Source organism: Gardnerella sp. KA01000 (assembly GCF_049244035.1).
GTDB classification, from domain to species: Bacteria; Actinomycetota; Actinomycetes; order Actinomycetales; family Bifidobacteriaceae; genus Bifidobacterium; species Bifidobacterium leopoldii.
In genome coordinates this window covers 311,466-332,899 of record NZ_CP058367.1, presented here as the reverse complement: position 1 = coordinate 332,899, position 21,434 = coordinate 311,466, and the positions used below count along the sequence as shown (strand labels likewise).

14 protein-coding genes are annotated in these 21,434 nt (G+C 42.5%); 1 reads left to right on the top strand and 13 read right to left on the bottom strand.

From position 1 onward, the window contains the following. Positions 1-4: 4 nt before the first annotated feature. The 3 genes from HXT58_RS01175 to HXT58_RS01165 form a co-directional block, all read right to left on the bottom strand. Positions 5-919 carry an ABC transporter ATP-binding protein gene (locus HXT58_RS01175; protein ID WP_004107305.1) on the bottom strand — a complete coding sequence of 305 codons (915 nt, stop codon included), beginning with the start codon at positions 917-919 and terminating at the stop codon, positions 5-7. Positions 920-1,073: 154 nt separating this feature from the next. Then, positions 1,074-2,300 (bottom strand): glycosyltransferase family 2 protein, encoded by a 1,227-nt coding sequence (locus HXT58_RS01170; protein ID WP_032835541.1) that lies wholly within the window; start codon positions 2,298-2,300, stop codon positions 1,074-1,076. Further along, positions 2,297-3,886: an AI-2E family transporter gene (locus tag HXT58_RS01165; protein WP_004107301.1), complete on the bottom strand. Its 1,590-nt coding sequence runs from the start codon at positions 3,884-3,886 to the stop codon at positions 2,297-2,299. Before HXT58_RS01165 ends, HXT58_RS01170 begins: the two co-directional genes overlap by 4 nt. A gap of 190 nt (positions 3,887-4,076) precedes the next feature. Between HXT58_RS01165 and glnA the strand changes: the two genes are divergently transcribed. Further along, the gene (glnA, locus tag HXT58_RS01160; RefSeq protein ID WP_004107300.1) at positions 4,077-5,513 is read left to right on the top strand and encodes a type I glutamate--ammonia ligase; all 1,437 of its coding nucleotides are present in this window, start codon (positions 4,077-4,079) and stop codon (positions 5,511-5,513) included. A gap of 70 nt (positions 5,514-5,583) precedes the next feature. Here glnA and HXT58_RS01155 read toward each other — a convergent pair whose 3' ends face one another. The 10 genes from HXT58_RS01155 to HXT58_RS01110 all read right to left on the bottom strand — a co-directional run bounded on the left by HXT58_RS01155 (position 5,584) and on the right by HXT58_RS01110 (position 21,413). Next, positions 5,584-6,225: an ABC transporter ATP-binding protein gene (locus HXT58_RS01155; RefSeq protein WP_004107298.1), complete on the bottom strand. Its 642-nt coding sequence runs from the start codon at positions 6,223-6,225 to the stop codon at positions 5,584-5,586. 105 nt (positions 6,226-6,330) lie between these two features. Beyond that, positions 6,331-7,650 carry an ABC transporter permease gene (locus tag HXT58_RS01150; RefSeq protein WP_415705985.1) on the bottom strand — a complete coding sequence of 440 codons (1,320 nt, stop codon included), beginning with the start codon at positions 7,648-7,650 and terminating at the stop codon, positions 6,331-6,333. Positions 7,651-7,724: 74 nt separating this feature from the next. Beyond that, complete coding sequence (locus tag HXT58_RS01145; RefSeq protein ID WP_415705983.1) at positions 7,725-9,095, bottom strand: ABC transporter permease; 1,371 nt, start codon at positions 9,093-9,095, stop codon at positions 7,725-7,727. Between the two features lie 229 nt (positions 9,096-9,324). Next, the gene (locus tag HXT58_RS01140; protein ID WP_116442812.1) at positions 9,325-10,719 is read right to left on the bottom strand and encodes a zinc ribbon domain-containing protein; all 1,395 of its coding nucleotides are present in this window, start codon (positions 10,717-10,719) and stop codon (positions 9,325-9,327) included. Between the two features lie 75 nt (positions 10,720-10,794). Next, entirely contained in the window at positions 10,795-12,006 is a 1,212-nt protein-coding gene (locus HXT58_RS01135) for a hypothetical protein (RefSeq protein ID WP_415705982.1), read from the bottom strand. A 264-nt stretch (positions 12,007-12,270) separates the two neighbouring features. Further along, positions 12,271-12,924 (bottom strand): peptide deformylase, encoded by a 654-nt coding sequence (locus tag HXT58_RS01130; protein ID WP_004107289.1) that lies wholly within the window; start codon positions 12,922-12,924, stop codon positions 12,271-12,273. A 176-nt stretch (positions 12,925-13,100) separates the two neighbouring features. Further along, positions 13,101-14,528 carry a phosphoglucosamine mutase gene (gene glmM, locus HXT58_RS01125; RefSeq protein ID WP_415705980.1) on the bottom strand — a complete coding sequence of 476 codons (1,428 nt, stop codon included), beginning with the start codon at positions 14,526-14,528 and terminating at the stop codon, positions 13,101-13,103. 586 nt (positions 14,529-15,114) lie between these two features. Then, positions 15,115-17,730 carry an aminopeptidase N gene (pepN, locus tag HXT58_RS01120; RefSeq protein ID WP_410299564.1) on the bottom strand — a complete coding sequence of 872 codons (2,616 nt, stop codon included), beginning with the start codon at positions 17,728-17,730 and terminating at the stop codon, positions 15,115-15,117. Between the two features lie 106 nt (positions 17,731-17,836). Continuing rightward, positions 17,837-19,864 (bottom strand): ribonuclease J, encoded by a 2,028-nt coding sequence (locus tag HXT58_RS01115; protein WP_004118687.1) that lies wholly within the window; start codon positions 19,862-19,864, stop codon positions 17,837-17,839. A gap of 154 nt (positions 19,865-20,018) precedes the next feature. Further along, entirely contained in the window at positions 20,019-21,413 is a 1,395-nt protein-coding gene (locus HXT58_RS01110) for an MFS transporter (RefSeq protein WP_004107275.1), read from the bottom strand. Positions 21,414-21,434 lie beyond the last annotated feature (21 nt).

The following is a 21,434-nucleotide window of genomic DNA, read 5'->3' as shown; positions in this document are numbered from 1 at the left end:
CTTATTAGGCGTTGAGATTAGCAGACTTGGTAGAAGCAACAGCAGCGTTATCAGACTTGCCGCCGTTAAGCCAATCAATGCGCGCAGCCGCGTGACGTCCGCCAACAAGCTCCATAAAGCGATCTTCAAGATCTTTGCCCTGAGCCACCTCTTCAAGAGTGCCAGAAGCTGCAACATGACCTTCGTTAATAATCGCCACGTGCGAGCACATTTTTTCAACCAATTCCATAACGTGCGAAGAAATAATAACCGTACCGCCAGTAGAAACATACTCGGCGAGAATATCCTTCAAATTTGCGCTAGAAACAGGGTCCACTGCCTCAAAAGGCTCATCGAGCACAAGTACGCGAGGGCTATGGATCATAGCTGTTGCAAGGCAAATCTTCTTAGTCATACCAGTTGAATAGTCAGAAACCATGGTGTTTGCAGCTTCTGTTAAGTCGAAAGCAGAAAGCAAGTCGTTCGCGCGCTTTACGGATTCCGCGCGACTCATATCGCGAAGCATGCCAGCGTAAGTTAAAAGCTGCAAACCAGTAATTGTCTTAAAAATCTCATCTGCTTGAGGCATTAAACCGATTGCGCGCTTAGCACTATTTACATCGCTCCAAACGTCATTGCCAAAGATCGAAGCTGAGCCAGCATCCGGCATAAGCAAGCCCGTAAGCATTTTAATCGTAGTGGTTTTGCCGGCACCGTTCGGACCTACCAATCCGTAGAAAGAGCCTGCTGGAATGCTCAACGAAAGATTATCTACAGCAACTTTCTTGCCAAAAGTCTTAACAAATCCGCGAATAGAAACCGCTGGAACATCTGCATTGCTATCGCTAGCATCACTCGAATAAGTGTTTGCGCCAAAAACCGGAACGCTGCTAGCAAAAGCATTTCCGGACGGATATTCAGACGGAATAGAATCTACCATAAGAACCTCGCAGTATACAGATAAACGCACGCATCGCGCCACAATGCTACGCAAGCAAGCGTTTACATAGAGGTTTCTATTATCTCATACTCGCAATCTTTGCGCAATCGCACCCCTCCCCTTGCTCCGCACACACCACACTAAACACAAGCACTCAGCGACCGGTATGCTGAATCGGCTTCCACTCGCTCTTTGAGAAAATAGCTTGGAACGCAATAGGCACGTACGAAAGCATAAAAATCGGGAAGCTAAGAGCGTACGCAAACAGCTCCTTATTCGTGGCCCCAAGCTTATCGTGTTCAACCAAAATAGTGAGTGACACAAATATCATCATACCTAAAACGCTTGTAACAGTAGTGGTAATGAAATTAATCATTGAAGAGATTTGACTCATCCATGTTACAAATCCAAATGCAGCAAAAATAAAACCAAGTATTATTCTTGCAACAGCTAAAACCATAAACGGGAAAAGCATAAGCGTAAAATCAACCGACGAAAAATCTCTTTCGCGAATACCATGTCGAATAAGAGCTGCTCCATAGTAACGAAATACCTGCAAGAATCCCTTGCTCCAACGAAGGCGCTGCCTCCAGCTCTGCCTAAACGACACAGGCTGTTCGTCATATAATACTGCAGAACCGCAATATCCAACTTTGTCTCCGTGAAGAATAGCGTCCATAGTAAATTCAAGATCCTCAGTAAGAAGATGGAATTTCCATCCGCTATTTCTGTGCATAATCTCACGCGAGAACATGAATCCAGTTCCACCAGCATGGCAACTTGAACCGAATAGCATTCGCGAGTTGTTAGTAAATCGCGATTCTCGAATAAACCAAAGTGCAGAGCCAGAAGAAACCCAATTATCTGAAAGATTCACGGAATTACGGTAGCTAGTTAAAATTTGATATCCTGCGTGGAAACCTTTATTCATTTCCTCAAAATAATGCGGATCAAGTTTATTGTCTGCATCGAAAACAAAGTACGCGTCATAAACTTTATCCGCACCAATTTTCATAATATGATCGAGGAGATAGCTGAGCGCATAACCTTTACCAATATGCTCTTTATCAAAACGTTCAATTACGTTGCATCCGCAATTGCGACCAACTTGCGCAGTAGAATCAGTGCAATTATCTGCAACAAGCCAAATATCAATAAAATCTTGTCTATATGTTTGAGTTTGAATGCAATGAATAAGATTACCTATAACAGCTTCCTCATTGCGCGCAGAAATAAGCACAGCATAATGCTTATCCATTGGCGCTTCAGGAAAAACAATAGGCTTAGCGAATAAAGATGCAACGGCACAAACACCTTGATACACAACACCGCTTATGCCAATAAGTATTACTAGTACATCAAATATTGATAGAAGAATCATCGCTTCCATCCGCTCCGTGGATTATTTTTTACGTTACTTTTACTATTTTTTGTATTTTTTGTATTGTTTACTATTTTAGACTCGCCTACTTGCAATTTTGCTTTAGGAGAATCCTTATTTTCAGAATCTACTTTACGCTTTGCAATATCTTTATTTACGGCATCTAATATTTCGCGCGAAATTGGCATTGTTGCCAATACATCAGTTTGATCAGAATCGTTAGAGGAAACTTTGCTACTATTCGCATCGTCAGAATCTGACACATAAGCTTGCTTATACCAATATAAAATATCCTCGTTCAGAGAAATGCGAGAGCTTGTGCCTTTCATTACACGATGAACACTTTCACTCATTGGATTCATGAACTTACGGCCAATCGCCTCAACGCAACGAACAATAATAGAAGTGTGATCAGGGTGAGGATCGTTCATAAGCGGAGAAGAAACTAAACTATATTGCTTCGTGCATACTCTAAAAATTGCTTGCAAACTTGCAGTCACAGGCAAAGCCAAAAATGCTCCAAGAGCACCAAATACAGCGCCCATTACAAGAACTGAAATAAAAGCTACTGCAGGATTCAGATCCATAGTCTTTTCGGAAATCTTCGGCGAAATAACCATGTTCTCAATTTGCTGATAAATCGTAATAAAAATTAATGTTGCAACAGCCGCACCAAAACCATTGGAACCCCACGCAACCAAGATAGGCAAAGCTCCACCCAAATAGCCACCAATTGTAGGCACAAACTGCGAAACAATTCCGCAGAATAAGGATAGCGGAAGCCAATACGGTATATTCATCACAATAAGGAAAATTGCGGTACCCACTGCGTTAATCGCTGCCAAAATAATTCGCGAAAATAAGAAGCTCGAAATCTGCTCTTGAACAACTGACCAAATAAATAGGAAACGACGCTGAGCTTGCGGATTCATCCAACGGCACATGCTACGACGCATAGCCGGACCTGCTGCAGAAATGTAATACGTAACCATAATAATGGTAAGCAAATCAAGCAGAACAGTCATCAATCCCCATGTTGTGTTAAGTGCTTGGCCAGCAAAATCAACAACCCAAGATGTTTGCACATGCTTCAAAATTTCCATGCCAAGCTGCTCAATATTAGGCATTTTAAAACCGGTATAGTGAAGCACAAAATTTGCAAATTGATTGTATAAATCAGGCAAGCCCATAACCATTGAAACAACCTGCTGAGCAAATAAATTACCAAACAAAGCAAGTAGCAAGCTAATTACAACAAGCAAGCCCGTTAGCGTAAAGCCAGAAGCAACTCCTCGCCTCCAACCATGCTTAATTAACCGAACAACAAGCGGTTCCATTGCGAGCGCAATAAAAATAGAAATCACAACATCGAAAACAATGAATGAAATGCTATTCCAAGCGAACCATAGGAAGATGGACACAAAAGTAACAATTGCAACGTAAATAAGTGCACGACCTAGCCAATCTGGCGGCCTTCTATCATCGCCTTTGGCTGGGAAAAGTGAAGCTAAATCTAGCTTATTTTCACTTTCCTTAATATGCTCATGCATCTTATGTTCATGCATTTCTTGCTCTTGGTAATTCATAGGTACTATTGTAACTGCGCGAACTGATGAATGCGAATTAGCGGCATGTAGTATTAATTATTCGCATCTACGCAACTACACGTAACATTATGTAACACAAACGTAACGAGATATTCGAGTCGCTGAAATCCAAAATGGCATTCATAGTCATAAACTCGTTACTGGGTTTTTTAAGAAAGGAATGGTGGCCATGACCACTTTGCAAACTAAAGAAGATGCCGCAGCCCTTATTGAAAAGGAAGGCATTGAATACGTATCCGTACGATTTACTGATTTAATTGGCGTTCAGCAGCACTTTACTGTTCCTGCTGACGAGTTCTTGCACAGTGCTTTCACTGATGGAATGGCGTTCGATGGTTCTTCAATGCAAGGCTTCCAGGCTATTAACGAATCAGATATGAAGCTTATTCCAGATGTTGACACTGCTTATATTGACCCATTCCGTAAGCATAAGACTCTGAATGTTGCTTTCTCTATTGTTGACCCTGTAACAGATGAGCCATATTCTAGGGATCCTCGTCAGGTCGCTATTAAAGCAGAGTCCTATTTGAAGTCCACTGGCATTGCTGACACTGCAAGCTTTGCTCCTGAAGCTGAGTTCTTCATTTTTGATAAGGTGCGTTTTGCTAACGACATGCAACGCTCCTTCTATGAGGTTGATTCTAACGAAGCTCCTTGGAATTCCGGAATTGACACTGAGGATGACGGCAGCAACAATATTGGTTTTAAGAACCGCGTAAAGCACGGCTACTTCCCTGTGCCACCAGTAGATCACAATCAGGATTTGCGCGATGACATGGTTTGCAATTTACAAAAGGTCGGCTTGATTCTTGAGCGTTCTCACCACGAAGTCGGCGGTGCAGGTCAGCAGGAAATCAACTACCGTTACAATACGCTTGTTCATGCTGGCGACGATTTGATGAAGTACAAGTATGTGGTTCATGAAACTGCTGCTTTAGCTGGTAAGGCTGCAACATTTATGCCAAAGCCAATTGCTGGAGATAACGGCACCGGCATGCACTGCCATCAGTCGCTTTGGAAGGATGGCAAGCCATTGTTCTATGCAGAAACTGGCTACGCTCAACTTTCTGATATTGCACGTTGGTACATTGGCGGCTTGATTAAGCACGCTTCTTCTGTGCTTGCATTTACGAATCCTTCGCTTAACTCTTACCATCGCTTGGTTCCAGGATACGAAGCTCCAGTCAACTTGGTTTACTCTGCTCGTAACCGTTCTGCAGCTATTCGTATTCCTCTTGCTGGTACGGAACCTGCTGCTAAGCGAATTGAGTTCCGTGCACCGGATCCTTCATGCAACCCATTCTTAGCATTCTCCGCTCAGCTTATGGCAGGTTTGGATGGTGTTGTTAACCATATTGAGCCTCCTGCCCCTGTTGATAAAGATTTGTACGAGCTTCCTCCAGAGGAGCATGACGGCATTAAGCAAGTTCCTTCTTCACTTGGTGAGGCTTTGCAAGCTTTGGAAGAGGATCACGACTTCCTTATGCAAGGCGACGTATTTACTAGCGACTTGATTGAAACTTGGCTGAATTTGAAGCATGAGGAAATGGATATGGCGCGCTTGGCTCCAACTCCACTCGAGTATGAGCTTTACTTCCACATCTGATTTGTAGTTAAGTTCTTCTAGCCAATAAGCCGACTCTACGATTTCGCAGAGTCGGCTTATTGTTTGGCGCTCAAGCAGATTGTCGCGTTAGCTGTTTATTTTTTAGCACGTATTTTACATCAGCTTGAGATGCGACCTTCGAATCATGAGTAACAACAATCACACATTTGCCATGCTCTCTAGCAGCTTTTTTTAATATTGCAATAACTTCTTTAGTTGTTGCAGGGTCAAGACTTCCAGTAGGCTCATCAGCTAAAATTACCGGCGCAGAAGATACTAAAGCTCGTCCAATTGCAACACGCTGCTGTTGACCACCAGAAAGTTTAGTGACGTTACGATTTGCTTCTTCTTCAGTTAACCCAAGATCTATTAGCACTTGAACATCAGCATGTGAATTTACTAATCGCAAATTTTCTAATGGCGTCAAATAGTCAATAAGATTAAAATTCTGGAAAACAAGTGAAATATGTTTTTTGCGATGCTCAACATATCCTGTTTTTGCAATATCCTCACCATTGAACAATACTTCACCTTTATAAGGAGTATCTAATCCAGCTAAAAGTGAGAGCATAGTAGACTTTCCTGCTCCAGAAGCTCCCATGATACTGTACATTTTGCCAATTTCGAAATCTGCATTCACGTCATTTAATACCGCAATATTTGCAGGTCCGTAAGTGTACTTCACATTTTTTAATTGCAATAAAGCCGACATAATAAGCTCCTTATTTTTACATAATTTAAATATGATTTATACGATTTGTTCCATTTATGCGATTGCGCTTTTAGTAGAAAATTCGCATACGCAACTACATTTCTGCTAACTCATGGCACTTAGTATTTGCCGAGGCTTCTTTATTAATATTGGCAGCACTGCAACAAGTAATGCGACTATTGAAATAAGCAAACCAATAACAAAAGCAGCAAGAGTTTGCAGCAATGGCAATACTGGCATACCATCCGCAATAAATGACGAATCAGCACTATGCAAAATCACAGAACCAATAACGCCAGAAAAAGCAGCACCGAAGCCTAGCGAAATGACGAATGACACAATGTTGAGTATCACTATTTCAACAAGCAATTGACTAACTATTATTGCTCTAGATAATCCAATAGACATAAGTACGCCAATCTCGTGCATACGTCCTCTAACCCAGAACACTAATACAAGTCCAAGCACTAAAATACCAACAAAACTTAGTGCCACAAAAATCATTCGCACAAGTTGTTGCACAGAGTTAACCGAGCTTATTACATCAGACAATTGCGAAGCATTCTGCTCTACATCTGCCCACTTGCCAGCAATACTTTTAGCCTCCCGTATTGCACTAGCTAATAAATCAGAATGCTCAACAACACAACGCAAAACACTTCGATTAGAAGAACCCGCCAAAGACAACGCAGAACTTAAGTCAGTAAATATGCGGTTTTCTGACGTATCCGAAGGAAGCGCTCCTTTAGTTTGCAATTTGCCGGCAAAAATGCCAACAACGCGAACTTTTACATTAAACCCCTGCTTAAGAATTATAGTAGAACCAATCTTAAGATTATTTTTCTTAGCAAAATCACGATGCACTATTGCGCTACTTACAGAACGATTAGTAATATGCTCACCCTGTTCTAAACGGTACAATCCTTCTTGAAAACCTTGAGATAATCGAGAATCTGTTGTGCCAGTAATTCCAGCAGCATGAGCCAAAACATCATCGTCTAGTCTAGGACCCTGCGCAGGAAGCACAAGTTGCTTTCCAACAGGCACAGCTAAAACATTGCGCTCTTCCACTACAGTTTTTACGCTCGAAATCGCAGCAAATTTACGAATTTGACTAGAGTCAATTCCTTCATTCGCGGCCAAATCTTGTGGAATTGGAGAATTAGACGTAGCAACAGAATTAGAATTTGCATTACTTTGCTCTGGAAGAGTTTCACCTCGAGTTTTTGCTCGTACAGTAAAACCTAAGCCAATACTGGATTGAATACGATCCCTAGCACCCTCAACAGAAGCACTGATACCAGCTTGTGAAACTAGCGCACTTAAAACAAGAGTCATAATCAGCACAATTATTGCGTTACGTCGAGGTTTACGCAATATTGCAAGTTTCGCTCGAGCACATAAAGAAATTACTTCACCATTCATAATGTTACTCACTAACTTTTCAAATAACTTTCATACGACGAATTATGAAAACTATGCCGCCAAACAGCATAGTTCTACTTTTGCAATCCGAGGAGCTCACGAGGAGATTTGCATATAATTGGCAAATAAGACAACACAACTGCAATAACGATTACTGCACCAACAATTGTAGAAACTCCGACAAAACACTGAGCATCTACTTGTACGCTAAGTGTTTCCAAAGTTTTTGTTGCCAAAGTTGATTCAAGATTTCCACCAGCTTGACCCATACTACTCAATTCACGGACGGCTGATGATTGCACAGAGCCAAGAGCAACATTAGCCATCAACGGAGCTATAACTTTTGCAAAAAGGTAACCCACAATCAACGAAGGTATTGCAATAAGCACAATCTCAGCAAGATATTGACCAACTATAGATAATTTGCCAGTGCCAATTGCAACAAACACACCAATTTCATTACGTCGCTCATTCATCCACAGCAAAAGCACTAATGCCAAAGCAATAATAGCGAATGATACAACAGCAATTGTTGTAACAGTCATTATTGAGCGCACTCCCTTTGCTGCTTTCAACAAACCAGAAACGAACTGATCGTCACGAGTTAGTTGATAGTTTTGCAAATCAATAGGCAATTTCGCAGCTTGAGACATAATATTATCCGCATCCTCGCCGCGCTTTATTCTAAAACTTGCATCCTGATATATTTCTTTTCCAGGCTTATATTTGTATAATTCGCGAGTAGTTTGCAAATCCGTATACACGGTATTAGCTGTCAATTCCGCCCTAGTTGCGACTTGACGCTTATTTGCTCCGGCATAAATTCCAACAATACGAGTTTTTACTGTTGCTGTTGATTGTTGAATATTGTCAGCATCGTAAGGATTAGCGCGAAGTGTAAGAGTATCTCCTACATGTAATCCGTTAGCTTTAGCGAGATCTTCATGAATTAGTGATGCATGAACGTTGTTAGCAATAAGATGCTTGCCTTTAGACATAGTTATTGCTTTTGTTTTAAAAGTATTTAAACCAGTAGAGTCATTCGTTCCTTCAATATTAACGGCATTGCCAAACTGCTGTTCACGCTTATTGTCATACTCTTGTACGCCTGGAATTCTTGCCGCTTTAGCATTAACTAAATCCGCTGTTACATTTTGTCGAACAACGTAGGAAGCAATTCCATTTAACTTTGCAATTGCCTGTACATCTTTAGGTTTTACAGTTCCAGCTCCTCTAGGAGTTCCAGGGTTTATTTGAGGGTTATTTGCGAGCACAAAACTAGACTCTGCTTGCGCTTCAACTTTTTCTCCTTCTCTACCTGCAGCATTTGAAACTGCAGAAGTAGAAAATAACAATGTCGAAATAAGAAATACAATAATGAAAACTATTGCTGTTTTTATTCGTTTCCTCAGAATGTAGCGTATTGCACGAGAGATAAACGTCATCGACTACCTTTCTTCATTGAAAATTGCTTGTATATCAACCTTTAAATATACGGACTACCAGTATAACATATCCATACTGAAAAATGCGTTTAGTGTCATACTTTACAATGCGCAAATCTACCAGTGCGCAAATCTACGCTATAAAAAATTCCCCTCTACAAAACAAATTGTAGAGGGAAACTTTTATTCGTATTTAATGCGCCTTTAAATTTTGCACATTTCGTTAGGTTTAGTCTTGGTTAAAATCTATTACTAGCTTATTATCTTTAATACTAAACTTTCCATAAACATAACCACTATTTCTAGTGTGCGAGTCTCTCCAGTCACTATCATCATCATCGTCCTTATAGCGATAAGTAATGTCTACACCAACCTCATCGCTCTGAAAAGTTCCTGACGACATGTTAACTTGATCCAACATAGGAGTGCTATTAACACTACGCTTAATATTGTCATATTTATAGCTGGTATAGTAACTAAAGCTTGCAAATCTACAACTCTCTGGAACATCAGTTTCAGTTGACGCTACACATTTATCGACATGCTTTTGAATAGCCTTAGTAAGCTCATCCTTTAATGTTTCTGTAGCTTCTAACTCTAAACTTGCAGATTCCGAACTATCTTTTTCGCTAATTGACGCGTCAGCAGAATTTGTGGTCCACAGTTGCGAACTTTTTGCAGATTCAATATGGTAAGCACCAGGATACACTGGAAGTCTATATTCTGTAGCTGATGTATATACTGAATAACCGTATTCTGAACTGTAGCTTTCACCGTCATATTTCGGCGATTTTTTGAGAGTAGACAAATTTATTTCAGAATCATTAACTTTTATTTTATCAACTTCATTTGGCACAGTTATGGTAATGTGACCAAATGGTGGATATTGAACTTTATAAGAGTCAAAGAATAGCCACTGTTTGCCCGCTGGCACAAGGCTTATTACCGCCGAAGCATCACTATCGCCAATTTTGTAAGAAAGCTTAAATGAATTGTATGGGCCACTATCAACACTCATGTAAGACATATGATTCTTGGAAGCTCTGCCTATTGCGCTTGTAAGTAAGGCACGATAATTTTCTGGAACTTTAGAAGAAGACCAATCTGTCATATTGTTAGCTTCATCAAAATTGCCTTCTTGCAAAGACTTCACATAACGTTGAATTGTTGCTTGTGGAGAATACACATTCTGTTGAATAACTGTATAACCTATACCAAGAACCACAATAACAATGCCAATTACAATAAGCATAATTTTTGTGCTGTGTTTCATAGGCGTGCTTCTCACAACATTACCTGCTACGAAATTAGGATTAAACGAATCAGGAGCATAATATTCTGTAGGCTGATTTTGCGAATAATCCTGCTGATTATAGTACTGTTGATTTGAATAATCCTGCTGTCCATAAGTATTTTGACTGCTATAAACAGGTTGAGGATAAGCTTGCGTATTCTGCTGAATGAACTGCGTTTGTTGTACATCGTTCATTTGATTTTGCTGATATTGAGCACTTTGCATTGGCTGATAATTTGAATTAGCTTGCTGCGGCACAAGACTAGCTCCACAAGATGAGCATACTATAGCTCCATAAGCATTTTGACTGTTGCAATATGGACAATTCATATATTTCTCTCCGTATATTTTTACAAAATAAGCCTAGCAGACAAGACTGCTAGGCTTATGACTTATTAGATATATTTACCTAAATAAATTAGCTAGGTCTTGTGCTTTATTCATAAGGTTATTCGAAGGAACCAAGGAATTAACCATAGCAGTATTGATTGCAGCAACGATAAATATTGCAACAATTCCAATCAAGATAAAGATAACCCACATCCACTCACGATCAAGCTTACCCTTGTAGTGTGCAGTTGCCATAAACGATACAGGAATGAGCATCAATAATACCAAGTAAAGTGTGTGCAAAGACATAGATGGAACTTGCAAAACAGCACTAGGATTATTCATTAACAATGAGATGTCTGAATTGCTGTAGATTATAGATGCAACTAAAGAATCACTGCCTTCTACTTTTCCTTTAAAGTAATTCATAACAGGAATAGATGGAGCAATGAAAGTCAAAATCACTGAAACAATTTGCAAGCCTAAAAGCGGTACGAGTTTCTGAGCAAAAAGAACGTGAAGCTGAGCTGGCGAAACCTCTTCACCAAACATCTTCATGCCAAGCAAAGCTACACCGTATACAGCGTATACGGTAATCATTCCAATAACAAACTTATAGAAGAATAGTGTAAAAGGCACACCAGGAGTTTGCTGTCCAGCGAACTTAGATACAAGTTCCAAAGCAGTGCTATTAGAAGCATTGTAGAAAGAAAGCGAAGAGAAATATGCTTGGAAACCAAACAGCAAACCAGAAATCACAGAAATTAAAACTGCGTAAATATTAGATACGCGATACCTCTGGGAAGGATTCTTAAGAGCAGTTACTAACCAACGGAAGAAGTTCATCATCTGTTCAGCATTAAGCTGGTTTGAAATTTGGCTATAGTGCGAAACGCCTGGAGTATTTGAGCGATTCTGCATACCCGGCATTCCTGGCTGAGCTGGCATACCCTGCTGAGCATATGGATAGCCTGGACGTTGCATATTCGGCATACCCTGCTGAGGCATTCCTGGCTGAGCTGGCATACCCTGCTGAGGCATACTAGGACGCGCAAACTGAGGAGCATGCTGCGCAATAGGCTGAGCAGGCGCCGGCTGAGCTGGTGTAGGCTGAACATGCACTTGCTGAACAGGCACTGGCTGAGCTGGAGCATGTTGAACAGGTACTGACTGAACAGGTGCCGGCTGAGCAGGCGCCGGCTGAACAGTCTCAAACTTGTTACCACAACCCTTGCAGAATTTTGCAGTATCAATATTCTGGGTACCGCATTGAGCGCAAACTTTCACTCGTCTCTCCTTTGTTAATGGAACAGATCCCATAAATTTGCTAACCGAAAAATGTTTAACAAACCACTTGCGCTCAATTCTATTACTAAAAGCACACAAAACAAACCAGACGTAACAAAAAAGTGCTTGTTTGAAACAAAAAATTCTATAAACACGACATAAATCAGTAAAAAATACGACGCAAAAATAGAAAAACAGAAAAATATAGTCAGTATCTATTAATCAAAAACAAAATCAAATTAATAAATAAATTGACAATAAAACCTAGATAGCAAATCCCAAAGTGCGAGCCGCCGCCACTGGAACTGCTTCATCTGCCCAATAATCCTCAAGGTTCTCATCAGTGGAAAGTGAACGCATTTCTGCACGATCAATATAAAGTTCACCACGAAGATGATCTGTTTCGTGCTGGAAAATACGCGCAGGCCAACCATGCAAACGCTCGGAATGTTGTTTGCCGTCCTCATCCTGCCAAGTAGCCTGAATATCAAGCCAACGTTGACGTACAGCCTGATAGCCGGAAACGCTTAAGCAACCTTCATAAAAACTACGAGTTTGCGTACCAATAGGCTCATAATGAGGGTTAATAATAGCTCTAAACGGAAGCTCTGCGATGTCACGAGGATCGTCTTCATCATCACGAACATGATCTTCAATAACAGCAATAGCAAGACCAAGACCAATTTGAGGAGCAGCTAAACCAACTCCCGGAGCTTCCAACATTGTGCTATGCATTAACGAAATTAGCTTAGTAAGAGTTGCACGTGTAAGCTGACCATCATACGCAACAGTACGCTGGCGAAGAACAGGCTCACCTGCCTGCACAATCGGCAAAATGCCGTCTTCTGTAGCGGAATCAAGCAAGCGCTCAACAGCGCGACTGAGCTTAGTATCAACACTTGCGTGATGCGTAAACATAGGACTCCTTTTCACCGTTTTAAATAACGCGCATAATAACGCGAAAATATACAAAATTTACATGCCGCGAGCAGAATTTGAAAGCAGCACTAAAGATATAAGTGTATCAAAATTATTTGCGCACTGCTAGAGCCGACTGAGATGTAAGCAAACAGAGAACGCAAAAGTAAACAAACTTATAACTTCAGATTATCAACCACAACTTGAGCAAGACGAGCGCAAACCTCATCCGCCTGAGTTTGAGTTGCAGCCTCGCACATAACGCGCACAAGAGGCTCGGTGCCGCTAGGACGCAAAAGCACGCGACCTGTATCTCCAAGAAGTTTCGATTCTTTCTCAACAGCTGCAAGCACAGCTGCGTTAGTTTTCGAAGCCATTTTATCTACATTTGGCACATTTACAAGAGCTTGCGGAAGCTGTGGGAAGTCTGCAGCCATTTGCGAAAGTTTCTTGCCTGAACGCACAACTTCACGGCACAAAGTCAAAGCAGTAAGCGTACCGTCGCCGGTGGTTGCAAATTCGCGATTAATAACGTGACCAGACTGCTCGCCGCCGAGCGAATAATCGTGCTTGAGCATTTCTTCAAGAACGTAGCGATCGCCAACGTTTGTTTGCACTGTTGCAATACCCATATCTTTAAGAGCAAGTTTTAAGCCAAGATTGCTCATAACTGTAACTACAAGAGTGTCATAATTAAGCTTGCCTTCAGCCTTTTTAGCGCGAGCAAGAATACCCATAATTTGATCGCCATTAACCATATTGCCGTTTTCATCGACAGCCAAGCAGCGGTCTGCGTCGCCATCAAACGCAACACCTAAATCAGCCTTAGAAGCTTTAACCATAGCTTGTAACTGCTCAGGATGAGTCGAGCCCGCATGATCGTTAATGTTGTAGCCGTCAGGAGATGCGTTAATAACTACAACTTCTGCACCAGCGCGGCGCAAAGCCTCAGGAGCAACAACAGAAGTAGCACCATTCGCGCAATCTGCTACAACACGCAAACCTGCAAGCGGCTTTGGGCGCGTAGTAGAAGCGTTACTTAAAGGCGCAACAGCAGAAACTAAATGATCAATATACAAGTTAGTAGCTGTAGTAGTATCATGGCTGACTCGACCTACACCAGCACCAGTTGGACGCTCCCAATCTTGACCAAGCACAGCCTCAATCTCATCTTCCTTGCTATCTGGAAGCTTAAAGCCTCCGCGCGCAAAGAATTTAATGCCGTTATCTGGCATAGGATTATGCGACGCAGAAATAACAGCACCCATTTCAACGTTAAGCACGGAAGTGAGGAAAGCAACGCCAGGAGTTGGGATAATTCCAGCATCGATAACATCAAAACCGCCAGCACTCATGCCAGCAGCGAGAGCAGAAGCTAGAAAATCGCCAGAAACGCGAGTATCTCTACCAATAAGCGCGCGGCGACGAGCGTGAGCGGAGCGAGAAGAAGTATCTGATGACGCTTCTTCTTCTGCAGCAGACGCAACCGCGCTTTTATCTCCCAAAACGCGCACTGCAGCGTCACCTAAATCTAACGCAAGTTGCGCTGTTAAATCGCGATTTGCTAATCCACGCACACCGTCTGTACCAAACATTCTTGGCATAATAAAGCCTCTTTCGCAAAAATCACTTCATCCTGCGCGCAAGCAAACAACATCGCATACTAGCGCGTCACACACTATCCGCAATTCTACTCACTGTTTCGCATAACGCGCTAGCGCAGCAAAGAAGCTTTGCAGTAATACTTCTGCGAACATCGATTACTTGTTGATTAGTGAACTTTAACATTCATGCTCTGCAGATATTGAATACTTATCCCCTAGTGGACACTAGCATTCGCGCTGCTGCACAAACTGCACCAGACTCTCCTACCACACCACAAAACACTAGCGTTTTTATCAGTAGTGAGGGGTGGGTGTTGCTTGGTCGAGCAATATAAAAGCGGAGCGATAGTAATAATCGTGATGATGAATAACTATTTCCGCAGAAAAAGTAAGCAAAAAACTAAACTTAACTACCTATCCACTAGTCCAAATGAGGTATAGGAGCGTAGCGCTGCGAGACAAGTAACCCCACCCCTCACAGCCACTCCAGAAAACTGCCAGCCAAGCACCACATTAAACAAAAAAACTCGCGCCACATTAAACAAGAACTTACTTGCTCAATGCAGCGCGAAAGCAGGACATCGCACTAGCGCAAAGAAGCGTTGTAATGCTGCACTTTAAGCGTGCGACGCGAAGAATCAAGGCTACCAAGCACCATGCGTCGCAAAGCCTGATCCGCATCAGCATGAGCCTCAAGCCACTTTTCACCGTGCTTAACCAGCTCCTCAACCGGCGCATACACAGGATACAAGCCCTCAATCAGAGCCTCAGCCATATGGAATGTGCGGTTCTTCCAAATCCACTCAACTTCAGCAAAGTAGCGCTCAACATAAGGCTTAACCAAATCGCCTTTAGCTGTGCTTGCAAATCCGGCAACCACAGCGCCCATTTGCATATTCGTCAAATCGAGATTGCGCAAAGCCTGTTCAAAAGCCCAATCCTTAGCTTCTGCAGTTGAGCGAGCTGCACGAGCCTGGTAAGCGTATTCGCGATTCTCAGTCGTGTCGCGCTTTTGAAGTTCCGCGTCAATTCCAGCTTCGTCCAAAGCATTCACGCCTGCGAGCGCAATCAAAATGCTCCAGCGCAAGTCGTTGTCGATTTCCAAGCCTTCCAAACTCACGGAACCGTCGAGCAATCCGTTAGCTACGCGCAAGAACTCAGCATCTCCAACTTCGCCGTATCCAAGATAAGCCTTAACGAGCTGGAATTGCTCGTCGGAACCTGCAGAAGCTGCCAAAGCTAACTGCCACAATTCGTGAGCAACATGCTTTGCGACTTCTGCTTGACGCTCTGGGACAACGTAGTGGCTTGCAGTTACTTTCACTTGACCAAGAGCATAGCGGAAAGTAGTTGATTCGCGCTCAGTTGCCAAAGCTTTAAGGCTGAGTTCCACGAAGCGTTCTGCTGGGAATTCTGCGTCGCGAGTCATGTCCCACAACGCGAGCCAAATAAGTGAGCGAGTCAAAGAATCCTTGAAACGATACAAGTTTTCGGCAGCAAATTCAAGCGACTTTTCGTCAAAACGTAGCTTCGTGTAAGTCAAGTCGTCGTCGTTTACAAGGATAAGTGCTGGCATTTTTTCGCCGCGCGCCTCAACAACTTCCGTCACTTCGCCGTCTACGTCAAGTTCGATTCGCTTTGTGCGCTTAATTTCGCCAGTTGCTTCGTCTACATTGTAGAATCCAACAGCCAAACGGTGTGCGCGAAGAACAGGATGCTCAGCTGGCGCGCTCTGACGCAAACGCAAGGAAGCAATAGTGCCGTCACCTGCTTCTTCGACTTCGGTAGAAATCGTGTTAATTCCAGCCTTTTCAAGCCATTGAGCACTCCAAGCTTTAAGATCGCGGCCGCTTGTAAGCTCTAACTCGTGCAACAAATCGGCCAAAGTTGCGTTGCTGTATGCATGCTTGCTCAAATAGTTATGGATTCCTTCAAAGAACTTTTCGCGACCAACATACGCTACGAGTTGCTTCAATACGGAAGCACCCTTTGCATAAGTGATGCCGTCGAAGTTGACGGAAGTGTCATTCAAATCGTTGATTGGAGCCACGATTGGGTGCGTTGTTGGAAGCTGATCTTGATTAAGTGCCCAGCTTTTTTCGCCGGAATTGAAAGTGCTCCAAGCGTCATGCCATTCGGTTGCTTCAGCAGTTGCAAGAGTAGAAGTGAATTCTGCGAAGGATTCGTTAAGCCACAAATCATTCCACCACTTCATGGTCACGTAGTCGCCGAACCACATGTGTGCAAGCTCATGCAAAACTGTTACAACGCGGCGCTCAGCATAAGCGTCTGTAACTTTGGATTCAAACACGTACTGGTCGCGAATCGTAACCATACCAATGTTTTCCATAGCTCCAGCGTTATATTCTGGCACGTAAATCTGATCGTACTTTGCGTACGGATATGGCACTCCCCAAGTCTTAGCGTAGAAAGCAAAACCTTTCTTCGTAATATCGAACAAGTAGTCAACGTCTTTTGCAAAAGCGTCTTTAAGTGCCTGACGGCAGTACATTGCCATTGGCACTACGCGACCGTCTTCGTTGTCGTAAGTTGTGTGCCACCCAGCGTAAGGTCCTGCGCAAATAGCAGTTAAATAAGAGCTCATCTTTGGAGTTGACTCGAATACCCAGCGCTTCATGCCTTCTACAGTGCCATTTTCCAAAGTGCCTGCTTCAGTTTCGCGTCCTTCCAGCACTGTTTCGCTTTTAACTGGCATGTTGGAAGTCACAATCCAGCTTTCTGGAGCATCAACCGTAAAATCAAAAACAGCTTTCAAATCTGGCTGATCAAATACAGCATAAACACGGCGAGCATCCGGCACTTCGAACTGAGTATATAAATACACGTTTCCGTCAGAAGGATCGACACTTCTGTGCAAACCCTCGCCCGTGTTGGAATACTGGCAGTTTGCTACAACTTCTACGGTATTATGCTCAAGCAAATTTGCAAGCTCAATTCGGCTGTCTGCAAAAACTTTAGAAACGTCAAGATCGGTACCGTTTAACACCACGGATTCTACGCTGTTTGCAATTAAATCGAGGAAGCTTGCGCTACCAGCCTTAGCATCGAACTCAATCTTTGTGCGCGAAGTAAAATCGCGTCCGCCTTTTCCTAAATCGAGCGCAACATCGTAGTGAATTGGCATTTGGATAGCGTCGAAACGCTCTTGAGCTTCTACGCGAGTAAGATTTGCTCCTGGCATATTTTGTACCTTTCTTATTTTTTCTTATTTTTAATTATATTTACGATTATTTTCAGCTATTTACGAATAATCGCGAATATTTTTCTTTATTTTTGATTATTTTTCATTATTCTTGACTATTTTTTGCAATATCCGCAACTACCGGAACGAGCATAGGCTTCCTGCGTAAAGCGCGAGCCACCCAACTGCCCAATGTGCGTCGCATAATTTGCTGCAATTTATAAGTATCGTGCTCGCCGCGCATCATAGCATCTTGCAACTGTTCAACAATTTGATGACGAACCTTCTCAAAATCAGCCTCGTCTTCAGCAACAGCATTCAAGAAAATCTTTGGACCAGAAACCACGTCAGCGTGCTCTGTATCAACTACAACAAAGCTCGAAACGAAACCTTCCGTGCCCAAAATTCTGCGCTTTTCAAGCTCTTCATCTGTAAGCTCACCAACAGAATCACCATCAACATACACGTAACCGCATGGCACAGAACCAACAACTGCAGCATTGCCATGATACAAATCCACAACATCGCCGTCTTCAGCAAGCACAACGTTATTTGGATCAACGCCAGTTTTTACTGCAATCAATCCGTTTGCAACCAAGTGACGATGTTCACCGTGAATTGGCATAGCGCACTTTGGCTTCACAATGTTGTACAAGTACAGCAACTCGCCTTCATTGCAATGACCAGACACGTGAATAGCAGCATTATCTTTGTTAATTACGCGCGCACCCAACTGCACAAGCTTATTAATAACTTTGTAAACCTCATGCTCATTGCCTGGAATAAGCGAACTTGCAAGAATAACAGTATCGAATTCGTTAACAGTAATATCTCGGTGACTGCCATCTGCAATACGCCCAAGCGCAGCCATAGGCTCACCTTGTGAACCAGTGCACATGTATACGAGCTTGTCATCCTGAATATCCTTCGCCTGTTTTAAGTCAACAACAGTATTTTCAGGAATATGCAAGTAGCCTAAATCCGCAGCAATTGACATATTACGAACCATCGAGCGACCAACGAACACAACTTTGCGCCCAAACTTATGCGCAGCGTCAACTACTTGTTGCACGCGATGAACGTGACTTGAGAAGCTAGCAACAATAATTTTGCGCGTAGCTTCAGCAAAAGCGCGATCCAAAGCCGGACCAATCGAAGTTTCAGGCTTCACAAATCCTGGGACTTCAGCATTAGTGGAATCAGCCATAAGCAAATCTATGCCTTGCTCACCTAAACGCCCGAACTCAACTAAATCAGTAATGCGATGGTCAAGAGGAAGCTGGTCAAGTTTAATATCTCCAGTATCAATAAGCGTTCCGGCTGGAGTTTTTACGCACACAGCGAGCGCATCTGGAATAGAATGCGTAACAGTAATAAATTCAAGGTTAAACGGACCGACTTTCATCTTATCGCGACCTTCTACGCGAATAAGCTCCGGATCAATATGATGCTCTTTGCACTTAGCTTCCACAAAAGCAAGAGTTAGCTTTGAACCAATTAACGGAATGTCGGGACGCATTTTAAGAAGGTAAGGCACACCACCGATATGATCTTCGTGACCATGCGTTAAAACCAATGCCTCAACTTTGTCTAAGCGATCCTGAATGTAGTGAAAATCTGGGAGAATCAAATCAACGCCTGGCTGCTCTTCTTCTGGGAATAACACACCGCAATCGATAAGCAAAATATGACCGTTATATTCAATTACGTTCATATTGCGGCCAATTTCACCCAAACCACCAAGCGGGACGATACGCATTGATCCTTTACGATACTTTGGCGGCGCAATAAGAGCACCTTCTCTTTGATCGTTAACTACAGGAGGAAGAACATTTCCTGTTCTACGAGTTGATGACTTTGCGTTTTCTGTTTTAGTTTCTTTGTTGAATTTAGCTTTTTTGGTTGATTTAGTTTTAGCAGATTTTACATCTTTAGTAGATACTGATTTAGTTGAAGTATCAGAAGACATTTTTTTATTCACTTTTTTCACCGACTGTCGAATTTGCTTAGACGACGCAGAAGATTCTTGGTTATTAAGAGAACGCATATTATCAGCGTCAGATTGCAACGCATCGCGTACTACTTCAGCAAGAATTTCCTCAGTACGTTCATCATATTCTATTTTCATATTCATCTCACTACATCTTGCGATATTGCGCACTTCTTTCTAGTGTACCGTTAGGACTCAACTCAGCTTTTGTTACTGAAACGGCAGAAACTTTACAGCGGCGTAAAGAAACTGCCGTTCTCTAGCCAAAAAGCGGCAGAAACTTTACACGCGTGCGCAGTTAATGTCGCTTTTTAAGCACCATTACAATAAACCAGCCGAACGTTGCGATAGGTATAGCTGCCATTGTTGAAATCCACGGAACCATCATTCCGGCATGCGAATTCCACGAGTCTATTGCAGCTCCAGCAGCCATCGAACCTAAAGAACAGCCGACAGCAGACGCAGTTGGTAGCCATGAAAGACCTTCCGTAAGCGATTCTTCAGGGACAGTTGCTTTAACGATAAGATTTCCAGTAGCAAAAATTGGCGAAACGCATAAGCCGGAAAGCACTTCAAAAACGCTCATAAGCATAAGTCTGTCAATATTAAGACTCATAAGCACAAATCCAACAGTTAAACCAGTCAAAAATACAATCAAATGCGACCAATTAGAACCGCGGAATTTATGCGATCCAAAAATAATCGCTCCCACAAGCGAACCGCATGCAAACAATGCCAGCTGCATACCAATAAAATGATCAAGTCCTTGAGCTTTCATTGCAGCTGTTACAGACACGTCAAATGCACTAAAACTCATATTAAACACAACAAACATGAGCACTAGCGGGATAATACCGCGGTAAAGCAGCACGTTTTTGCCACGCTTTTTTGAGTGATGATTGTGCAATTGCTTAAGACTAAATTTGTCTGCAAATGAGCGTTTCGGTTCTTGCTTTTGAGATTCCGCATAATCTTTAGAAATTTCATCTTCTTTTTGAGAAGCGATTAATACATCAACGTCTTCAGCTGCAGCAGTTGGAACTTCCACTACTTTAAGCACAGCAGGTTGAGTATTTTTTAGAGAAAAGAACCAAGCTCCGCCCAATCCACTTGCAAATACTGGCACGAATAATTGCGAAACAGGATGCACAGAAGTTGCTAACCACGCAGCTAAAATAGGTCCTAATATAAACACAATTTCATCGATACCAGATTCCAACGCATAAGCAACGTTTAATAAAGAATCGTCATCTTCTGCACGCAATGTATAAGCCCAACGAGTACGCACCAACGCGCCAAAAGCAAACTGAGTTACGCCCATCACAATTGCTAGCACAAAAAGCAAAACAAGAGGAACCTTAAATAACGCTGCACATGCAAAAGAAATCATAGCGATTACTTGTGCACTTAGCGCAATAACTCCAACTTTACGCTGACCAAAACGGTCGAAAAGTTTAGCATACACAGGAGTTACCGCAGCCTGTGCAAGCACATACGACGCAGACATTGCTCCAGCAATAGTCCAGTTGTTATACAAATGGTTTAATGCAAGAACAATCCCCAACGCAATCATAGACATCGGCAAACGCGCAATCGCGCCTGCTACACAAAACGCTTTAGCTCCATTAAATGAAAATAATCTAGAATATTGAGAAAATACCGATGCTTTCTTAGTTGCCGTTTGCGACGACATATATTTCTTTGCTCCTTTTGT